The sequence below is a fragment of the Acidobacteriota bacterium genome, from assembly GCA_034211275.1.
Lineage (GTDB): Bacteria > Acidobacteriota > Thermoanaerobaculia > Multivoradales > JAHZIX01 > JAGQSE01.
On the sequence record JAXHTF010000027.1, the window covers coordinates 33,334 to 52,980 of the forward strand.

The window sequence follows — 19,647 nt, forward strand, 5'->3', positions numbered from 1 at the left end:
CCGGAGACTGTCGGCACTTCGCCTCATGGCAGCACCTTCAATCCCGCCAGGGGCCCGCCACCGGGCTTTCTCCCGGCGACCTTCGGCCCGGCCACGGCCCCTCCGCCCCGCCGCCCTCGCCGGACACCCTCGGGCGAGCCCAGCGCCACCACTTGCCGGGGCCAGCGCCGCAGTCCTCCCGCGGGCCCTCCCGGTGCCTCGGTCCGTGTCCCCGTGCTGGCCCCCGTCGCCTCCGCCCGGCCCCGCTTCGCCCGCGCCTCGGTCAGCAGCTCCTGCTCCAAAGCGAGCAAAGAGGGCCGGTTGGTGATCTGACCGATGGTGGTGCTGTCACCCTCCGGCGACAGGTAGTACCAGGCCACCCCGAGGGGCGGATAGGGCGTCGCAGACGGGGTCTGGACTCCCTGCCCCGGGTTCGGAGGCAGCAACGCCGTGTAGTGGTTCGTCTTGTCCGGCACCATGTCCGGATCGAAATAGAGGTTGGTAAACAGGTCATTCGCCGTCTGCATCGTGTACCACCAGTTGGACGGTGGAAACGGCTTGGGGCCCGTGGCGCTCTGATAGGTGTAGCCGTCGTCGGTGTTGAAATAAGCGACGTAATAATGCCGGCCATTGGACAAGGTCGGGTCGGTGTAATCGCCGGATCTGATGAAGGGCCAGAAGAACTGCAACAGGAACGCGGAAGGGTGCTTGAACGTCCGCTTGCGCTCGGCGCTGGCGGTGATGGTTTGCGGCGCAATGTTGGCGGCGAAGGTCTCGACGTTGCGGACCGCGTCCGCGTCGTCTCGGCCGCCGCCGGAACCGGTAAAATTGAAGGTCGTGGTCTCGCTACCGTGATGGGGCATGGTGACCATCAATACCTGCGGTAGAAAAGTGCTCTTGATGGTCGGGGTGATGAACTTATTGCACGCCGCCAGAGTCACTCCGGTGGCATCGCCGGTAGCGATGTATTGAATCCCCCAGGACACCACTACCACCAGGGATTTCGTGTTGATGGCGAAGGAGTCGACGCTGGACGATTTCTTCGCGGCGGCCGCGGCGGAACGCGGAGCATTGCCTACCATCAAATACAGATCGACACCGTCGATGGTGCGGAAGGGCGCTGGGCTGCTCACACCGAAGCTGGACTTGTTGGTGGGAAACGTGCCGATGCCGTTGAGGGTGTACTTTGCCAGCTCGACCAGCACATTCTTACCGCTCTTCGAATACAGCTTGTAGTCCCCACCGTAGTAGCTGCGTTGTACCGTCAGAATCCTCTTGGTGGGGTTGATCGTGCCCGGGGGATCGAAGGCGGCAAGGACCCGCTCGAGCAGGTTGATGTGATCCGAATCGCTGTGGGAGAGGATCACGCAGTCGAGCTCGGGGTTGGTCATCCGGTCGAGCTGGGTGACGACAAAAGCCGCCGAAGGGCCTCCGGCTTCGTTCTTTTGTTTCTCGGAGCCGAGGTCGATGAGGAAGGTCTTGGTCGGTGCGGTGGTCGGTCCCGGAGTCTTGGTGCTGAACAGCTCGATGAAATTGCCCGTCCCCTGACCGACGTCGAGCACCGTGAAGCGGAGCGCCTTGGTGGCCATGATCACTCTCCTCCCGGTTGACTGGGGCCGCGGCTGGGGTCGGGATCGAAGTCGTGATTGGGCAGCCGCCGGCCGGAGCGTAGCCGGCGGTCGATGCGCACCTGCGCCGACGGCCGCTTCCGGGCCCGCGGCTGCGTCGGGGGGAGGCGCCGGCCCGAGCCCGCCACCAGCTCCCCCGCCGACGGATCTCCACCGCTCCCCACCTCCTCGTCCTGGGCATAGCAGGCGTACCAGCCGAGGCGCTCGGTGGAGCTTTGGTCCGGGTTGCCGAAGAGCAGCACGTCGGTGTTGCCCGGCGGAAAGCTCAGGCCGAGGATGCGCAGGGCGAATTGACGGAGCAACAAGAGATAGGCGACCTCATGGTTGGAGTCCTCGTAGGTCTCGAACTCGAAGCTGCGAAAGCCCAGGCTGAGGATGCCCTGGAGCGGCCAGTCGATGCCCAGGGACTTGGCGTTGGGCAATTCCAGGCCGACGTAGAGCGGCTGGGGCTGCTCCGGCGTGCCCGGCTTCCACGCCGTCAGCAGATTCACCGTCAGCCCGACGCTCCCCGCCAGCGCTCCCAGGGTGCCCAGATCGAGGGTGAAATTCAGGCCGTACCAAGGCGGCGTCATGGGCGTCTGTTCGAGGGGGACGGAGACCGAGGCGAAGCCAAGGTCTTCCGGGGAGCTGCCCTCCGGCGAGCTGCCTCCCTCCTCGCCCTGGGCCACCAGCCCCGAGAGGGTCAGGGGAAAGGCCGCCGCCAGCCCGTGGGGGCGTGGCGAGCTGTTGGCGAGATCGAAGCTCATCTGCCCCTCGGCCACCGTGAAGCTCTGCTCGTCGGGAGTGGCGAGATCGAATTGCATCGTCACCACCAGCCCCGCGAAGCGCAGATAGCCGTCCAGCGGCGGCTCCCCCTCCGCCGTCGCCGCCACGCCGTAGGTGAAGGGATCGAAGGGCTGGAATTGGAAGAAACGTAGATTCCCCTGCAGGGAGAAGTCGGTGAACAGCCGGCCTTCTACGGTCAGCGACCGGCGGGTGTTGAGCTGCACCCCCAGGACCTCGATGCTCTCCAGGGCGCTGTCCGGAGACCCGTAGAGATTGGAGCCGCTGAGCACGAAGCTGTAGGTGGCGATGCCCCCCACCCGCTGGTAGGAGCCGTCGAGGATCAGATTGTTGCCGTGCTCGGTTGGCTGCTTGGTCAGCTCGGCGCCGAAGAGCTGGTTGGTGAGCAGCTCCACCTGGCCGGCGAAACCGGTGAGATGGGCGTTGGCGAAGGTGGCGGTGAGCTCCTTGGTCTTGAAGGCGAAGGGCACCGTTAAATTGGTGTAGAGATCGACGTCGTCGACGTAAGAGATGAGCCCGAAGGCGGCGGTCTGACCGAGGGCGGGGGCGCCGCCCTCGACGCTGAAGGGGGTGAGGGAGAACCCCACGTGGTGGGCATAGAACTGCTCCGTATCGATGCCCGCCACCATGAATTGCAGATCGTCCGGCAGCTCGGAGATGGAGACCGGGGCGTTCAAGAAAAGCACGCCGTTCCACGCCGGCCGAGCCGCAATCTGGTCGTAGAACTGGCGCAGGGGCGTTCCCGGCTCCGCCGCCGCTGCCTGCTCGAGAACGCCCTGGAGCACCGCCTGGGTGGGCTCCAGCCCCGCCGTCCCCGTCTCCGCCGCTTCCGGCCAGCCCCAGCTGGCGGTATCCGCCGCCAGCTCCACCAGCGAGCGGTTGCAGAATTTGAAGATCATCAAGGTCGGGGTGAGGTCGTCGCTGCGCCAGGAGCGCGGCGAAAGTTGGAAGGTCCAACCTTCGAGATCCGCCTTCAGCAAGCCCCCCACCTCCTGACATTGAGGCAAGTAATCCCCCACCGTGGCGCTGATCGCGGCGTCGAAGGCCGCCTCCGTGTCGAAGACCGGATAGGGCGGATCGAGGCCCGCCAGGAGGGTGTTCAGATCTTCCACCACCGAGGTCGGCACTCCCAGGGCTTGGAGCACCGGCATCTCCGCCTCCGTCAACTGGTAGGCCACGGAGCTCGACCCCATGAAGGTCTCGACGTCGGAGACCACGAAGAAGAGCTGATTCGACTGCAGCGCCGCCTGCAGCGACGGTCCCACCTCCGTCAACTCCACCTGGGGATAGGCGGAGCCGGGCATATTGGCCAGGACCACTCCGGAAAGAGCCGTGTCGCCGGAGGCCACCTCCACCACCAGCCCGTTGGGGGTCACCGCCAGCCGGCTCGGGTCCACGTCTTCTTCGGCTCCCGCCGCCGGCAAGCCCAGGACGCTCCGGCGCACCGGCGCCAGCACCGACGCTTCGAGCCGCTGCGCCAGCGAGGCGGCGACATCCTGGAGGCCGGTGAACGCTCCCACCGGCAGCGTCGCCGGCACGTCGCCGCCACTCTGCCAGGCCGGAAGCACGGCAGCGGGCAGCTCCAGGTATTCGAGGAAGGAGCCACCGAGGGTGTCCCCGCCGTGGAAGAGCGGCGCCTGCCGCGGCTGCGCCAAATAGGTCAGCCCGCTGCCGCCGGCGCTGGCCGGCACCAAGGTCATCCAGGCGGTGGTGCCGAGGCCGCTGAGGGCTTCGGCCACCGTCGGCGCCCCGGCCTCGGGAATCTCCGGGACGAAGGCGGGCTGGCCGGCGGCGAAGAAGGCGATGCACGAGCCGCCGGAGGGCAGGATCGCCGACTCCAGCCCCGAGAGCCCCAGCATCAACTCGTCGCTACCTCCCCCGGAGGCGGCCTGGAGGGTGTAGGCACCGTCCGGGGTGAGGTAATAGTCGAAGCCCGGCTCACCGCTGCCGACGGTGGCCAGAGGAGTGCGGCCGAAGGCCAGCCGCCCCGGCCCGAGGGGCGCGGCGGCGTCGAGGGGCGTCAGCGTGGTGGTGTAGCCGAGGGTGGTGCGCAGGGTTGAGGTCAGGGCCGGCGGCACCGGGAACCCGGAACCGAAGAATCCCAGCTGGCTGCGGTCCGGCACCAAGGGGTTGAGCGGATCGAAGCGCAAGGCCAGGGTCAGCGCCACGTCCCCCTGGCCGAGAATGGGCATGTCCAAGGACTCGACGCTGCCGTCCACCGCCTGTGCCAGCCCCGGCGCCACCTCGTCCTGGGGCACCGGGGTGGCATAGCGCAGCAGCACCCCCAGCTGAGCCAAACCGTCGGGAGACAGGCTGGCGGCCACCGGTAGCTGGGCCTGCCAGCACCCCACCCCGGTGTCCGCCATGGGAATCCAGGCGCTGCTCCCGGAGGCGGTGAATCCGCCCCCCGGCGCGGCGAAGAGGAAGGCCGACGCCGGCACCGCCAGGCCATAGCCCAAGGAGTCGGGATCCGCCTGGGTGAGCGCCACCCCCGGCGTCACCCGCAGGGCGTAGCCGCCGAGGAGGAAGAGTCCCTGTCGCGCCACCGTCCAGGCGATGGAGCCGCCGCTGCCGGTGGCTTCGGCATCCAGCCGCTGCACCTGCCAAAGGCTGGACGGATCCTCGGGGTTCGGGATCCATGCCACCCGCAGCAGGCCGGTGGGAGAGAGCTTGGGCAGCAGCGCCCCGAAGGCGTCGGCGAAGGTCCCAGCGTCGCTCAGATCGGCGCCGAGGAAGAGCAGCACCCCCCCGGCGTCCTGCCACACCTGATCCCAGGTCGCCGTGGTGCCGAAGCCGGCGTCGTCGCTGGCGAAATACCCCGCCCAATAGGCGCTCAGACCGGCGTCGCCGGTGCTGCTGGCGAGGTATAACCGGGGGGCGACCTGGGAGAAGGTCGGGGCGTCGGGCATGCTCTTCCTAGCTCCCCAGGGTCAGCACATCACCGTGCAGCAAAGGCAGGGAAAGGGCATCCCAGGAAGCCCCGTAGACCTGCAAACCGTCCCAGGCGAGGTCCACCGGCCAGCGGGCACCGGCGGCCAGCGCCTGATTCGCGGAGAAGGCCACCGGTCCCAGGCTGCGGGTCAGCCGCAAGCCGGTGAGAGTCCCCGCCGCCACCGTCGGCTGCTGAGCCAGGCGATCCAGGAGGTTGCCCACGGTGGTCCCCACCGGCACCAGCAGCTGCTGGCCGTCGAGGAGCACCCGGATCAACACCTTGAGCACCGAGCGGCCGCGGAAGTAGGCCACCGTGGTGCTGTCGGAGGGCACGTTGACCGTGGTGGTCAGGGCGGTGTAATTGTCCGCCGCGGCGAGGGTGAAATTGGCCGCGGTGTTGGTGCTGCCAGTCTGGCTCGCCGAAAGCAAGGTGGTGGGGATGAACAGGCGATAGAACGGCTGCTGGAAGCTGGGATAGAAGAGGTCCGCTCCCTCCGCCAGGCCGCCCTCCTCACCGGCGCTGGCATCCGACGGCGGCGGGTTGACGCTCAGCGCTCCGTTGGCCACCAGCTGGGCGATGAAGGCGTCCATGCCCACCATCCAGCCGCTGGCGCTCTGGTAGGAGCCCACCTCGTAATCGGTCACCGTGGTGCCGGTGTAGCCGGCGAGCCAGGTGGTGGTGTTGGTACCGCCGACGTTGAGGTAGTCGCTGCTCGCCACCCGCAGCACCATCCCCGGGCGCAGGTCCACCGAGCCGTATTCCACCGAGCCGCCGGGGAAGCTCAGCCCGTAGCTGTAGTAGAGCAACTCCTGGAAGGTCTGAGGCATGGCCCGGGCGAGGGTCAGCTGGAGCTGCGCGATGCCCCAGGGCACCGCCCCGGCGTTCTCCACCGATTGCAGGAAGGACACCACCTCCTGCGCCAGATCGCTGCGGATGGGACTGGTGTCGAAGGTCCAGGCGGCGCCGCTGCCGGCGATGGTCAGCTGGTAGGGACGGGTGCTGTTGCCGCTGGCGGCGAGGGTGAAGGAGCTGTTGGAGCTGCTGATGGGGAGCCCCTGGAGGGTGGTCCCAGCGCCCAGGTCTCCGAGATAGACATCGATGTCCGAGCCGCTGGTGCCCAAGGTCGCTGCGGTGGCCTGGGCCAGGGTCTGAGCCGGGAAGACGTAGGGCGCGGCGGTGCTCGCCGCCACCCGCGACGGGAACCAGCCGGCGGTGAAGACGTCCGACGCCCGCGACAGCGGTCCGCTGCTCTGGGTCTCGCTCGCCCCCTGCAGCACCTGCACCGCTACGGTGTAGGTCTTGGAGGTGTCCGTCAGCCCCGGATCGAAGATCACCGTCGAATCCGTGGCCCCGGCGGTGGCCGTGGCCCCCGAGACGGCAGCGCCGCCGTCGAGCACCGTCACCTGATACCCCGTGGCCCCCGCCACCGGCTGCCAGGAGACGGTGAGATACGTGCCGTCATAGGACACCTGGGTGAGGACGGTCTGGGTCGTCAGCACCGGCCACGGCCCGGCCCAGGGTCCGGTGGCGGTGACCCCGTCGCTGGTGGCGGTGGCGGCGATGCGCACCGTCACCGCCTGGTTGGCCGCCGGGGCCGTCGGCAGAGCGTAGGAGTCGTTCGCGGAGCTCACCGGCGGCTCGTCGTCTACCTGCACCAGGTACCCGCCGGCACCGGTGAGGGCGGACCAATGGAGGGTCACGGTGCCGGCCACCGCCGTGGCGGAGTAGAAGCCGGTGACGCTGCCCAAGAGGATCGGCGCGCGGGTCTGGGCGGTGCCGTCGGAGCCGGCGTCGAAGATGAGGGCGCTGCTGGTCACCAGCAGGCCAACGGTGTAGCTGTCTTCGCCATTCAGCGGCAGCGCCGCCAGCGGCAGGCTGGCGGTGAGGGCGGGGGTGGCAGAGCTGCGGTAGACCTCCTGCTCGCTGCCGTCCTCGTCACGGTAGATCACCACCACGTAGCTCGGATCCTCCACCGCCCCGGTTTCCGTTGGAGCGGCCCAGGTCGCCTGCAACGCCCCGTCCTCCCCCACACCGCCGGGGACGGTGGTGCTCGCCAGCAGCGGCCCGGTGAAGAGCACCGGCTGCTCGGCGGCGGGGGACTTCGAGCCCCCGGCCCCCAGGGCCATGACGGTCACCGAGTAGGAATCGTTGGTGAGGCTGCTCTTGGTCACCGACAGGGTGTTGCCGCTGGTGGTGCTGGTGACCGTCGTGGTCCCCTGCATCAGCGCCAGCTCATACCCGGTCACCTGCGGATCCTCCGCCGGATCCCAGACCGCCGAAAGGCTCCATTTGGTGCTGTCGGAAGAGTCGGTCTCGATCACCACCGAGCGCAGCAGCGGCGCCCGGCCGAGGATCGGCACCGGCGCGCTGAAGGGTCCGGTGAGGCTGGGCGGTCCGGCGGCGCTGGCTTGGGCCACCACGGTCAGCCCGCTGGAGCCACCGGCCGCGTAGTCGAAGGTGACGGCGCCAGAGCTCTCGTCCTCCGGTCCCGCCACCACCGCCTCACCGGCGCGGATCCACGCCTTCACCGCCGAGCCCGAGGGCACGGTGACGCTGGCGGTGACCTGGCTCGCTTCCGTCAGCACACCGGTCACCACCGGCGCTTCGCTGAGCAGATCCACCGCCGTCCCGGGCAGGCCGACGATTTGCCCCTGCACGGTGCGTCCGGAAACCGACCAGGTGTCGGAGCCCACCTCCCCCACCACCGCCGAGGCGCCGCCCTCCGCCGCCGGCTCCTCCACCGCCGCACCCTCGGAGCTCTGGGCCAGCAGACGATAGGAGGTGGGGCCGGAGTTGGTCGCCGGTGCCGGAGCCTGCCAGCTCACCCGCACCGCATCGCCGTCGTAGCTCGCGGCGCTCACCGAAGGAGCCTCGGTGGGAATGGGAATCACCGCGCTCACGGGGCCCATGGTGTAGGGGCCGTCGAAGGTCCCGGTGCCGGAGCCGGTGATGGGCAGGACCCCCTGGAGATACAGGCTGTAAGGGGCGCTGGCCCCGGGAGTGAAGGAAACGTCCCCGTCGGTGCCCTCGACCCGCAGGAATCCGGCGGAGCGGTCTTGAGAATCAAAAATGGTGAGGTTCGCCCCGGTGGGCACGATGCCACCGCTGCCGGGCTCGAAGGCCAGCCGCAGGGTCCCCGCGACCAGCTGTCCGGAAACCAGGTGCTGGTAGGAGGTGATCACCGGCGAGGTGGAGGTGGTGGCGGTGTTGCTCCAGTTGATGTTGTTGGGGTCGGTGCCCTCGGCGACCCACTGCACGTCCACCGCGTAGCTGCCGGTGGCGGACAGCGGCGCCGCGGGCAACAGGCGCACCTGGGTCGGCGTCGCACCGAGGGTCACCAGCACCTGCGCCGTCTCCAGACGCAACCGCCCCGCCAGCACCAAATCAGTGGGATCCGCGGGGGGATTCACGTCCACCACCACCCCGGTCTGATTCCACCCCGGCGGCAGGCTGGCAAAAGGATTGAGGTAATAAACCTGTTGGAAAACCGGCTTGCCGTTGTCAGCCATGATGTCTCGCTTCCCACGAATCGCCGAGGGCAGAACCTCGATCCTGCCCCCGGCGGAGGTTCAATATCGGACGTCTTCGACGGCGCTGACGTAGTCCCGGTGCTGCCCCTCCGGCAGCCGCGGCAACATGAAGTCCAGATCCCGCCGCCGTGCCGTGCTCTGAGCCGCCATCGCGGCGTGGTCGCCGACGGCGATGCCGTTGGCCAGGTAGGTGCCGATGAGGCCACCGCCGGCGCGGGCGCGATCTGCCTGATCCCCCAGCTTGAGGTTGAAGAACTGCCCCTCGTGGTCGATACCCTCCACCGCCTTCACTTCCGAGACCCCGTCCTCGGTGAGCACCGAGCCTCCGGCCTCGAGGTCGGCGATGGCGATCAATCCGGTGGGGGTTGCGATGGGATGAGAACCGGTGGCCACCAGCTCCCGGCCGCAGGACGTCCGCAGGTGATAGACCGCTCCCAACCCCGGTGCCCCGGCGGAACCCTGGTGAGGTCCCATGGAAGTCGCCTCCACCGCCAGATCACCGCCGTGAGCAGTGCGCACCCGATGGGTGTTGTCCAGCGTCTCGATGCCCGCCTCACCACCGTCGGCGAGCCGCACCTGGGTGCCCTCCGCCAGGCAATGCCACCAGAACTGCAGGTTGTTGATCTCCACACATTGCACCGAGGGCTGGTTCGGAGTCCCCTCGCTGCACACGGCGAAGGTGTAGGTGGTGACCGGAGCGTTCTGCACCGGAATCTGGAATTGATAGAAAAAATACGAGATCTGCTCGTTGGTCAGGGACTCCTGGTCGTAGACCAAGGACGAGGTGTTCGTATAGGAGTTGCCGTCCGCGGGGTAGCTGAACTCGAGGAGATATTGATCCGCCGGATTGATCACCACGCCGTCGGCGAGGCGCGTCGCCGGGGTGTAGGTCGAATTCAGATCGATGGTGAGGGTGGTCCCGTCGGTCTTGACGAAGTAGAGCTGAGTGGTCAGCACCGCTCCCTCGACCGGCTCCCCCATGGTCCCGGAAATCTCGTACGCCATCGCCGCCTGGCCCGCGAAGGGGACGATCAGATAGGGCGTACCGACGTTGCTGGGCTCGACGTAGGTGTAGTCCGCATCCGGGTTGGTATGACCTGAATCGCGGCCCAGGGCGATGACCACCTCGGTGTTTCCCGTGACGGTGATCACCGGCTCGGTGATGGTGACATCGGCGTCGTCGTCATCGTCCTCCGCCGCGGCGCGGGTGGCCGGCTGGGGCGACGCCAGGGCGTCGGAGCCCAGGGCGGTGAAGCGAGTCGAACCGTCGGGATAGGTAGAATGAGCCACGTGCAGCAGGCGGAATTTCTCCGGCGCGGGCTGTGCCGTGTGGGTGTCGGTGGAGGTGGCGAGAAAGCCGTTGAGGCTCGAGTTGTGGCCGTGGGCGACCACCGCATCCTGCTCCGAATGCAGGGCGAAGAGGGAGCTGCCCATGAATAGCGGAGCGCCGTCCCCCCGGTGCCAAACCTGAGCGGTGGCGCGGCCACCGCGGTCGCTGCCGGAGTCGATGAGCTGGGAATGCTCGTCCCCTTCCGAACCGGCCTTGCCGTCGAGCTGGGCGTGCAACGCCGGGTAGCGGTCCGCCTCCCGCCCCGCCGCCCGTAGGCTGGCTTCAATGCCCGCTCGATGGGTCTCGTTCGCAGGGTTCAGGGTTACCGTTCCCTGGCCGTTCACCGCTCTGTGCAAGGCTCCGAGAGCCTGCAAATCGCTCTGACTGAGTTTCGGTAGCGTATCCATCGACGCACCTCCTATGAAGGTTGAGCTCCGGGCCAAGGCTCACGGACCACAGCCCGCCATCTCCATCCCCCGCAGCCGGGCGACAGCGCTGATTGGATACAAAGATCCTCAAGCCGAAGCCTGCGGCTGCACTCCCTCGGCGAGGTCGAAACGCTGAATCGTCACCGATAGATCACCGGCACAATTCAGAGCCCGCCCCGTCTCGGGTGCGAGTTCCGCAATTGCCTTTGGCTCGGATAGCGAAAGAAGGCTCTTTCACTCACTGGCAATGTGGGTACTTGCTCAGGCTACAACGGCAAGTCTAAATAAAGCAAGATAATTCTTATATCTGAGGTCATTCAGCCGCGATTCCGTGAGAGAGCCCCACCGACTCTTCTAGCTCCCACCCTTCACAAACCGAACGAAGTGAGGATCGAAAAGCTCGGCGGGAAAATCGTCGGTCCAGTCCTGGCCTCGAAAAAGCTTGGCGTTCTTGCGCGCCGCCGCCAAGCGCTCCTTGTCGTTCCCCGCCATGCGATGCAACCGAAAGTTAGCAGCGGCTCGGAAAAGATAGACCTGAGTCCTTGCGCGAGGGTCGCTGAGATCGGCTTCCCCTAGGAGCTCGAGGGTGCGCCGGGGCTTGCCGCTGAAATAAGCATCGATAGCCGCCCGCAGCCGCTCCTCTGCAGAGAGCACTAGATCCACCACGTCGGTACCGGCCTCGGCAAGATCCACCGTCGCTTTCCCCCGATCCGCTGCGCGGCCCAACTTGGACCCTTCCGGCGCAAGGCGTCCAACTGCCTCAAGGCCCTTGCGCGCTGGGTCTTTGCCCTTCTCTACCACCCGCTGCCCAGTACGCACGTTTTCCTTGGCGGTGCGCTTCTTGCGTGGCTTCTCCTGGGAAGACTCCTCTTCGTTGCCCTGCGGGGAGGTTGAAGAAGAAGTCGACCCAGGGCTGGAGGACTCAGCTCCGGATCGGGCTTCTGGCTCAGCCCCTTCCTGAGACTGGGATTCCTGTCGAGCCGACTCGGCGGAGGCGGTGATCAAGGTCGGCGTGCCGTTCTCCTCGCAGTCCTCCTGCATCTGGGAAAGCTCGAAAAACTCCGGCTGTCCGACGATGGCGGCCTGGCTTTCCGACTCGGCCCAGGCCTCCAGCGCTCCAGCACAGTCGCCTTGGCGATAGCGAGCCAAGCCGAAGTAAAAATGCGGAAAGTAGCTGCTGCGCCGGATGAGCAGCTTGCGCTTCTCTTCCGGCTTGAGCTCGATGGCCCGCCGCATCATCTCCTCCACCATCTCCCAATCTCCGTCGTCCCGCGCCACCAAGCCGGTCTTGTAGAAGTCGAGAAAGTCCGCCGCGACGGCAACGCCGGGGGAAAGCAGCTGTCCTAGGAGGATCAGCCCGCAGATCAACCACCCACGGTATCGAGAAGTTCTCACTGTCTCACCAGCCGATCTTCTCGAGGTAGGAACTCGCATCCACCGGTGCCAGATCCACCCAACAGGTCGCGACCTGGTCCTGCTCCACCTGCAGGCTACAGCGGCGCACTTCCGGCCCCGGCGGATAGGTGACCTGGGCCTCGTAATTGCCCACCGGCAAGCTCATCACCAGCGGTGTCGTACGCATCGATGGAAGATCGACCCGCGAGCCTTCCGAGGTACGGATCCAATCCACCTCGCCCCAAGGATTGGCGTCGATCTGGACTTGGCCGGCAGGACCGGAGTTGGAGCTCTCGACCACCTTCGCGACGACCACTGCACCACCTCCAAGAAAGGCCGCGAACAGGATCGCCACCCATTTCGGATGCTTGAAGACCCAGTCCACAAAGGCTTGCCCCAGCGCGTTCGCCGCCGAGCCGAAGAAGTTGTCTACCCAGCGGGCCAGAGCGTTGCCGAAGCGCCGAGCGAGGCCCTCCCCATTCTCTGCTACCGGCGATGAAACGGTTTCTGGACTGCGGCCCTTCGACTCTTCTGATCGAGAAGAGTCGGACGATTTCGGGCTGGACCTTTCCGCTAGGTCTGCCGGGTCCTCCCTATCCAAGAGATTCTCCGTCACCACCGCGGCAGCCCCCGCGGACGCCCCTTCGACCACTTTGTCGAAAACCCTCGAAGCTCTTTCGCGTCCGGGGCCGCGCTTCGCAGCTGGTGCTGGCCGCTCTGGAGACGAGCTAGGCTGGTGAGCCGCCCCGCGGTCATCTCTGTGCCCCGAAGACAGAGGGGCTGCCGGAGGCACCGGCTCCTGGGAAGCTCTCGCGGGCTCGGCTGGCTCCGGTGCTCGGACAGCGGCCAGCGGCGGAGGTGGTGGCGGTGGTCCGTCAGGGATCTCCAGAACCCGAGCGCCCGTTCCCGGCGGCAACGGCGGCGGCAGATCCTCGAGCAGCCCCTGGAGCTCTTCGACGCTCCCCAGCTCCTGCCATTCCTCCATCCCCTTGCGCCAAACCAGGTTCTGACGATGGATCTCTCCGGCGAGAACCACTTTCCGAAGACCATCTAGGGACACCGGTCCCTGGACAGCCCCATCTCGTTCGTAGTGCCAGTGCTCGTCCATGTCATGTCCGGGAACTCCTTTTATTAAATCAGCAACCTTGTAGAGCCGCAAGAGTTGTCCTCAAAATGCTCTACAGATCTCGTTGTTGGCCCCGGATCAGCATTGATTCGGACCGAACGCCGTATTGCCCTCTCCTACAGACACCGTTACCTAAGCTTTGCTTTCTCCCATTGGTGTACTAAGGGGCTGCTACGAACACCGTAGAGCCTGGACTTCGACCACGAAGCTCTGCTTGCGTGAGGAGATTTCCGCCGAAATCCCGCGTTTCTTATCAAGGCAATACAGCCGATTGCTCTCTCATTCGCTGCTCGGAGCGAAGAAAGGACTGATGAATGCTCGCTCACACCCGCTCGTGGATCGTCTATTCGATCCTCTTTTGCTGTTTCGCCGTCACCCTGGCGGCTCCCACCGCGCTGGCCGAGGCTGCCCCCGCGGTCTTCGAAATCCTGTCGGAAGAATCCGTCGCCATCACCGACGAAGAGTCTCGAGTCGATCTCTTGCTCACCATCGACCAGGGGCTGATTCAAAGCGATCCCGACACCGTCTCCGTACCCCTGCCGGACGGCACCACCGCCCTCGCCCAGCGTGCCTACTGGCAGTGGGTGAGCGCCGACGAATACCACTGGTTCGGTGAATTGCACAGCGCCGCTGGCGAGCTTCTCGGCGGCATGGTCAGCTTCCACTATTTTCACGATCGTCTCATCGGCGACCTGTACACCGCCGAGGGAGGCTCCTACCAGATCGTCCCCGACGCCGGTGTCCACCGCATGTCGCGGGTGGAGTCCTCCGGCGGCGGCTGCGGTCTCCATCCCGCCGAGAGCGGGCCTTCCGCTCTCACCGAGGAGCTGCAGTCCGCCGAGGCGGCGATGGTCCAGCAGTCCGATACCGTCTGCGTCCCCAACAAGGCCCTGTACACCGTCGACGTGATGGTGCTTTATCCCCTGACCCTCCAGTCCCAGGCCACTGCCGTGCAGAACCTCGCCGTCAGCAAGGTCGCCGAGGCCAACATGCTGTTCAGCAATAGCGGCGTCAACATCGTCTACCGGCTGGCCTACGTCGGCCCCATCACCGCCGAGCAGCCCCCGGGGCCTTCCCTCTCCGGTCCCAACCACGCCACCGCACCGGTACTCAACTGGATCAACGGCCAGGTCAACGCCTCCAATCCCGACACCGAGGTGGAGCTTCTGCGCAAGGCCCACGGCGCCGACCTGATCAGCATCGTGGTACCCAACCACTCCAACAACAACTGCGGTATCGCCAACCTGCCCGAGAAGCGCACCTCCGGCGGCTCCACCTACGAGGCGATGTACGCCTCCACCACCCCATTCAATGACAAGGCCTTCATGGTGATCGAGCTCACCTGTCCCTCCGGGGACTTCACGTTCGCCCATGAATTCGGGCACACCTTCGGCATGCGTCACGAGGATGACCGGCTGCCCACCACCGGCAGTCGTCAGGCGGTCTACCCCTGGGCCTACGGCTTCGACATGGTGGTCCCGTCCGCGCCGGACGACGCGACAGCTCTGGCCTGCTTCCAGGGACCGTCCAACTGCAACCGGATTCTCCGCCTCTCCAACCCCGACCTCCCCTACAACGGGCGCGCCACCGGCGAGCATTCGAGCCAGACCAGCACGCCCTCCCACAACGCCTGCGTCGCCTACAAGCGAGCGTACAAATACGCCACCATCACGCCCCTCCGGCCCACCGACCCGCCGAGCTTGGTGATCACCAGCCCGGCGGACGGGGCCCAGGTCACCGTCGGCTCCAACTTCCAGCTGCAGGCCACCGCCACCGATCCGGAGGACGGCAACCGTGCCGCCTACGTGAAGTGGTATTCGGACCGCGACGGCTACCTCGGCCAAGGCTCACCCTTGACCACCAGCCTGAGCTCCGGTGCCGAGCACCTGATCACCGCCGAGGTCACCGACACCAGCGGCACCAAGGTGCCCTACAGCATCCGCCTCCACGGCTATGAGACCAACGGCCCGGTGAGCTGGATCGACGACCCCAGCCACAATGAGCAGGTGTACGGCACCATCACTGTCTCCGGCTGGGCCACCGACACCTCCGGCGTCGACACCATCAGCTTCAAGGTCGACGGCAACCCGGTGTCCCTCACGGGGCTCAACACCAGCCTCAGCCGCGGCGACGTGTGCGCCGCCTACGCCAGCCTCAACGACCCCAACTGCCCGTATGTGGGCTTCCGGGGCAACCTCGACACCGAGCAGTTCAGCCCCGGCTATCACACCCTGCAGCTCATCTCCACGGACATCTGGGGCAACACCTCGACCTACAACCGTTCCTTCCGCAAGGTCACAGCGAAGATCTTTGCTCCCACCGACGACGCTTATGTCAGCGAAGCGGCCCCCAACAACAACTACGGCACCAACGACTTCCTGTACTTCCGGGCGACCGGCTCCGGCCAGGCCCTGCACACCTACTTGAAGTTCAACGTCACCGGCGTCGGCAGCCCGGTGCTCTCCGCTCAGCTCGAGCTGCAGCAAGCGTCAACGCTCAACAACCTGCGCATCTACAACATGACCGACGACAGCTGGAGCGAAGGCACCATCACCTGGAACAACGCCTCGTTGGTCAACAGCGGTAGCTTCCTCGCCGGTACCTTCTCCTCCGGAACCGACATCTCCATCGACGTCAAGTCCTACATCAGTGGCAATGGCGTCCACACTCTGGGGCTGGTCTGCACCGACGCTGCGGGGCAGCGCGTCTTCAGCGACGACAGCCTCTTCGGACCGCGATTGGTGATCACCTACTAATCCCTTTCTTGCCTCGACCGCTCCGGCCTGGGCCGGAGGCCTGAATCCAAGGAGCCCCGCCTCGGCACCGCTGCCGGGGCGGGGCTTGTTTCGTTGAAGGTCCTCGCGCGGCGGTTCCAGGGGAATCGTCTGTCCTCGGCGGTCTTGCCGGTACTGCCCCGCCGGGCTGTGGAGCACCGACTGGCTCTTCGGTGAGGAGAATCCCGCTGACTTCCCGCGTATTACTAATGAGGCACTCAAGCCTATAGCTATATCTCGCTCTTTGAGGCGAAGAAAGGACTGACCAATGCTCGCTCCAACCCGCTCGTGGATCGTCTGCTCGATCCTGCTCTGTTCCCTCGGCGTCGCCCTGGTGGCTCCCGCCGCCAGCGCCGACGTCCCTCCGGCAGCCTTCGATGTGCTCTCCGAAGAGGTTGTCTCCACCACCGATGAGGAAACCCGTGTCGACTTCCTGTTGACCCTCGACCAGGGGCTGATTCAAAGCGACCCCGATGCCGTCTCCGTGCCCTTGCCGGACGGCACCACCGCGCTGGCCCACCGCGCCTATTGGCAGTGGCTGAGCGCCGACGAGTATCACTGGTTCGGTGAATTGCAGAGTACCGCCGGTGAGTATCTCGGCGGCACCGTCAGCTTCCACTACTTCCAGGATCGCCTCATCGCCAACCTGCATACCACCGAGGGAGGCTCGTACCGCATCGTCCCCGACGCCGGAGTCCACCGCATGTCGAAGGTCGAGTCCTCCGGCAGCGGCTGCGGCATCCACCCTGGCGAGACCGGTCTCTCCGCCCTCACCGACGGGCTCCAATCGACCTCCGCCGCCATGGTGCCGCAGTCGGATTACCAGTGCCTCCCCAACAAGGCTCTGTACACCGTCGACGTCATGGTCCTCTACCCCCTGAGCCTGCAATCCCAGGCCGCCGGGGTGCAAAATTACGCCACCTCCAAGGTCTCCGAGGCCAACATGCTGTTCAGCACCAGTGGCGTCAACATCGTCTACCGCTTGGCCTACGTCGGCCCCATCACCGCCGAGCAGCCCCCCGGGCCCTCCACCAACGGCCCCAACCACGCCACCCAACCGGTGCTCAACTGGCTCAACGGGCAGGTCAATGATTCCAACCCCGACACCGAGGTGGAGCTCCTGCGCAAAGCCCACGGCGCCGACCTGATCAGCATCGTGGTGCCTCCCCATCCCAACAACAACTGCGGCATCGCCAACCTGCCGGAGATCCGCACTTTCGGCGGCTCGACCTACGAGGCCATGTACGACTCCACCGTCCACTTCGACGACAAGGCCTTCATGGTCGCGGAGCTCGACTGTGGCGACGACGACTACACCTTCGCCCACGAGTTCGGCCACACCTTCGGCATGCGTCATGAGGACGACACCCTGCCCACCACTGGCAATCAGAAGGCCATCTACCCCTGGGCCTACGGTTTCGACATGGTCCAGTCCGGGCCGGACGACGCCACGGTGATGGCCTGCTTCATGGGACCGTCCAACTGCCGCCGCATCCCCCGCTTCTCCAACCCCGACGTGCCCTACCAAGGGCGCGCCACCGGCGAGCATTCGAGCCAGGCCACGACTCCCTCCCACAACGCCTGCGTGGCCTACAAGCGGGCGTTCAAATACGCCACCATCACCCCTCTCCGGCCCACCAATCCGCCGAGCCTGGTGATCACCAGTCCGGCGGACGGCGCCCAGGTCACCGTCGGCTCCAACTTCCAGCTCCAGGCCACCGCCACCGACCCGGAGGACGGCAACCGCGCCGCCTACGTGAAGTGGTATTCGGACCGCGACGGCTACCTCGGCCAGGGCTCCCCCCTGACCACCAGCCTGAGCTCCGGCGCCGAGCACCTGATCACCGCCGAGGTCACCGACACCAGCGGCACGAAGGTGCCCTACAGCATCCGCCTCAACGGCTATGAGACCACCGGGCCGGTGAGCTGGTTCGACGACCCCAACCACAACGAGCACGTCTACGGGACCATCTCCGTCTCCGGCTGGGCCACCGACACCTCCGGCGTCGACACCCTCAGCTTCAAAGTCGACGGCGCCCCGGTGACCCTGACCAACCTCAACACCAGCGTCGGCCGCGGCGACGTGTGCGCCGCCTACGCCAGCCTCAACGACCCCAACTGCCCCTATGTCGGCTTCCGGGGTAACCTCGACACCGAGCAGCTCAGCCCCGGGTACCACACCCTGCAGCTCGTCTCCACCGACATCTGGGGCAACCCCTCGACCACCACCCGATCCTTCCGCAAGGTGACGGCGAAGATCTTCTACCCCACCGATGATGCGTACGTCAGCGAGGCGTCCCCCAACGCCAACTATGGCACCGACAACTACCTGTACTTCCGGGCTTCCGGCTCCGGTCAGGCCCGGCACACCTACATGAAGTACAACGTCACCGGTGTCGGTAGCCCGGTCCTCTCCGCCAACCTGGAGATGCGCCCGCTGTCGACCCTCAACAATCTGCGCATCTACCACATGACCGACGACAGCTGGAGCCAGTTCAGCCTCACCTGGAACAACGCCTCCCTGGCCAACAGCGGCAGCTTCCTCGCGGGCACCTACTCCGCCGGCGGCACCATCGCCGTCGATGTCAAGACCTATGTCAACGGCAACGGCGTCTACACCCTCGGCCTGGTCTGCACCGACGCCCCGGGCCAGCGGGTGTACAGCTCCGACACCCTCTTCGGACCGCGACTGGTGGTCACCTACTGATCCCCGCTCCCGCTCCCGATGGCTTCCAGTCTCGGCTGGAAGCCCACAATGAACCAGCCCCGACTCGGCAGCGATGCCGGGTCGGGGCTTTGTTACTGATCGATCCGCAGAATCGCGGCAGGGCAATGAGGGGAAGTAGTCAGATTTTACGCGTTTCCATTCGAGAGCCTCACTCGGGAACCACCCGATCCGTTGAACTGGATGGAGACAGAACGACGATGAATATTTTGCAGTGCATGCCTCGGAAGCCAGTCTCGAGAACCTCAACCCGGCGGAAGAGCGGCGACGTCTTTCGCCCCCTTCTCCGATGGCCCGCCGCTTGGGCGCTGATCGTCCTGTGCGCGGCGCTCGCGGGCGCAGTGCCCGCTGCCGGTCAGGCCGGAGCCACCGTCGACACTCCCATCACCTCCGAACGCGGATTTCAGGGACAGACTCCCTTCCTACAAGGCCAGCCCTTCGAAACCATCAGCACCTCCTCCGGCAACCTGATGCTTCGCATCCCGCTGGGCCAGGAGTACAGCGTCGGCCCCGTCCTCACCTACCAGTTGCAGGCGGTCTATAACTCCAACGCATGGGATTTCCCCGAGGTCCGCTGCGCCATCAACCAACAGGGCTGCAATAACGATCCCCCTGCCATCTTCGCCATCCCCAACCAGGAATCCAACGCCGGCGTGGGCTGGGAGGTCCACCTGGGCCGCCTTTACGCACCCCTGCCCCCATCCGGAATGGACAGCTTCCAGCGACAGAGCTGGCCCAACCGGGACGCGGACTTCTCCGACAACAACAATCGCTGGAAATACGTCGAGCCCGATGGCTCGGTCCGCTATCTGCACTTCCTCAACGGCCGGAACAACGGCACCTCGGCGCTGCCCGTGCGCTACACCAAAGACGCCTCGCAGTACCGGCTGCGCCAAGTGTCGGCGACCAAGATCCTGGTCTCCCGCCCCGACGGAGTGGAGTCGGAATTCGAAAAGACGCCGAATATCGCCGGCACCAACTTCTGCAACGGCACCACCATCACCGATTGCTGGCGGC

Annotated in this window: 9 protein-coding genes; 3 read left to right on the forward strand and 6 right to left on the reverse strand. The window is 66.2% G+C overall.

All coding sequences use genetic code 11. From position 1 onward, the window contains the following. Window positions 1–23: 23 nt before the first annotated feature. The 6 genes from SX243_07085 to SX243_07110 all read right to left on the reverse strand — a co-directional run bounded on the left by SX243_07085 (window position 24) and on the right by SX243_07110 (window position 12,321). Window positions 24–1,568: a hypothetical protein gene (locus SX243_07085; protein MDY7092721.1), complete on the reverse strand. Its 1,545-nt coding sequence runs from the start codon at window positions 1,566–1,568 to the stop codon at window positions 24–26. A 2-nt stretch (window positions 1,569–1,570) separates the two neighbouring features. Next, window positions 1,571–5,299: a hemagglutinin protein gene (locus SX243_07090; GenBank protein ID MDY7092722.1), complete on the reverse strand. Its 3,729-nt coding sequence runs from the start codon at window positions 5,297–5,299 to the stop codon at window positions 1,571–1,573. A gap of 7 nt (window positions 5,300–5,306) precedes the next feature. Continuing rightward, the gene (locus SX243_07095; protein MDY7092723.1) at window positions 5,307–8,831 is read right to left on the reverse strand and encodes a hypothetical protein; all 3,525 of its coding nucleotides are present in this window, start codon (window positions 8,829–8,831) and stop codon (window positions 5,307–5,309) included. A gap of 60 nt (window positions 8,832–8,891) precedes the next feature. Continuing rightward, window positions 8,892–10,589, reverse strand: a complete 1,698-nt coding sequence (locus SX243_07100) for a hypothetical protein (protein ID MDY7092724.1) — start codon at window positions 10,587–10,589, stop codon at window positions 8,892–8,894. A gap of 375 nt (window positions 10,590–10,964) precedes the next feature. Next, window positions 10,965–12,005, reverse strand: coding sequence for a hypothetical protein (locus tag SX243_07105; protein ID MDY7092725.1), 1,041 nt, complete (start codon window positions 12,003–12,005; stop codon window positions 10,965–10,967). A gap of 4 nt (window positions 12,006–12,009) precedes the next feature. Further along, on the reverse strand, window positions 12,010–12,321 hold the full coding sequence (locus tag SX243_07110) for a hypothetical protein (GenBank protein ID MDY7092726.1): 312 nt from the start codon (window positions 12,319–12,321) through the stop codon (window positions 12,010–12,012). A gap of 1,124 nt (window positions 12,322–13,445) precedes the next feature. Between SX243_07110 and SX243_07115 the strand changes: the two genes are divergently transcribed. The 3 genes from SX243_07115 to SX243_07125 form a co-directional block, all read left to right on the forward strand. Further along, on the forward strand, window positions 13,446–15,887 hold the full coding sequence (locus SX243_07115; GenBank protein ID MDY7092727.1) for a DNRLRE domain-containing protein: 2,442 nt from the start codon (window positions 13,446–13,448) through the stop codon (window positions 15,885–15,887). A 286-nt stretch (window positions 15,888–16,173) separates the two neighbouring features. Beyond that, a complete protein-coding gene (locus SX243_07120) occupies window positions 16,174–18,612 on the forward strand; it encodes a DNRLRE domain-containing protein (protein ID MDY7092728.1) in 2,439 nt (812 codons plus the stop codon). A gap of 359 nt (window positions 18,613–18,971) precedes the next feature. Continuing rightward, a partial coding sequence (locus SX243_07125) for a hypothetical protein (GenBank protein ID MDY7092729.1) occupies window positions 18,972–19,647 on the forward strand: 676 nt, incomplete at its 3' end.

Coding starts and splice junctions, on each gene's coding strand:
- SX243_07090 (MDY7092722.1), bottom strand. CDS start 5,299: ATGCCCGACGCCCCGACCTTCTCCCAGGTCGCCCCCCGGTTATACCTC.
- SX243_07120 (MDY7092728.1), top strand. CDS start 16,174: ATGCTCGCTCCAACCCGCTCGTGGATCGTCTGCTCGATCCTGCTCTGT.
- SX243_07095 (MDY7092723.1), bottom strand. CDS start 8,831: ATGGCTGACAACGGCAAGCCGGTTTTCCAACAGGTTTATTACCTCAAT.
- SX243_07115 (MDY7092727.1), top strand. CDS start 13,446: ATGCTCGCTCACACCCGCTCGTGGATCGTCTATTCGATCCTCTTTTGC.
- SX243_07085 (MDY7092721.1), bottom strand. CDS start 1,568: ATGGCCACCAAGGCGCTCCGCTTCACGGTGCTCGACGTCGGTCAGGGG.
- SX243_07100 (MDY7092724.1), bottom strand. CDS start 10,589: ATGGATACGCTACCGAAACTCAGTCAGAGCGATTTGCAGGCTCTCGGA.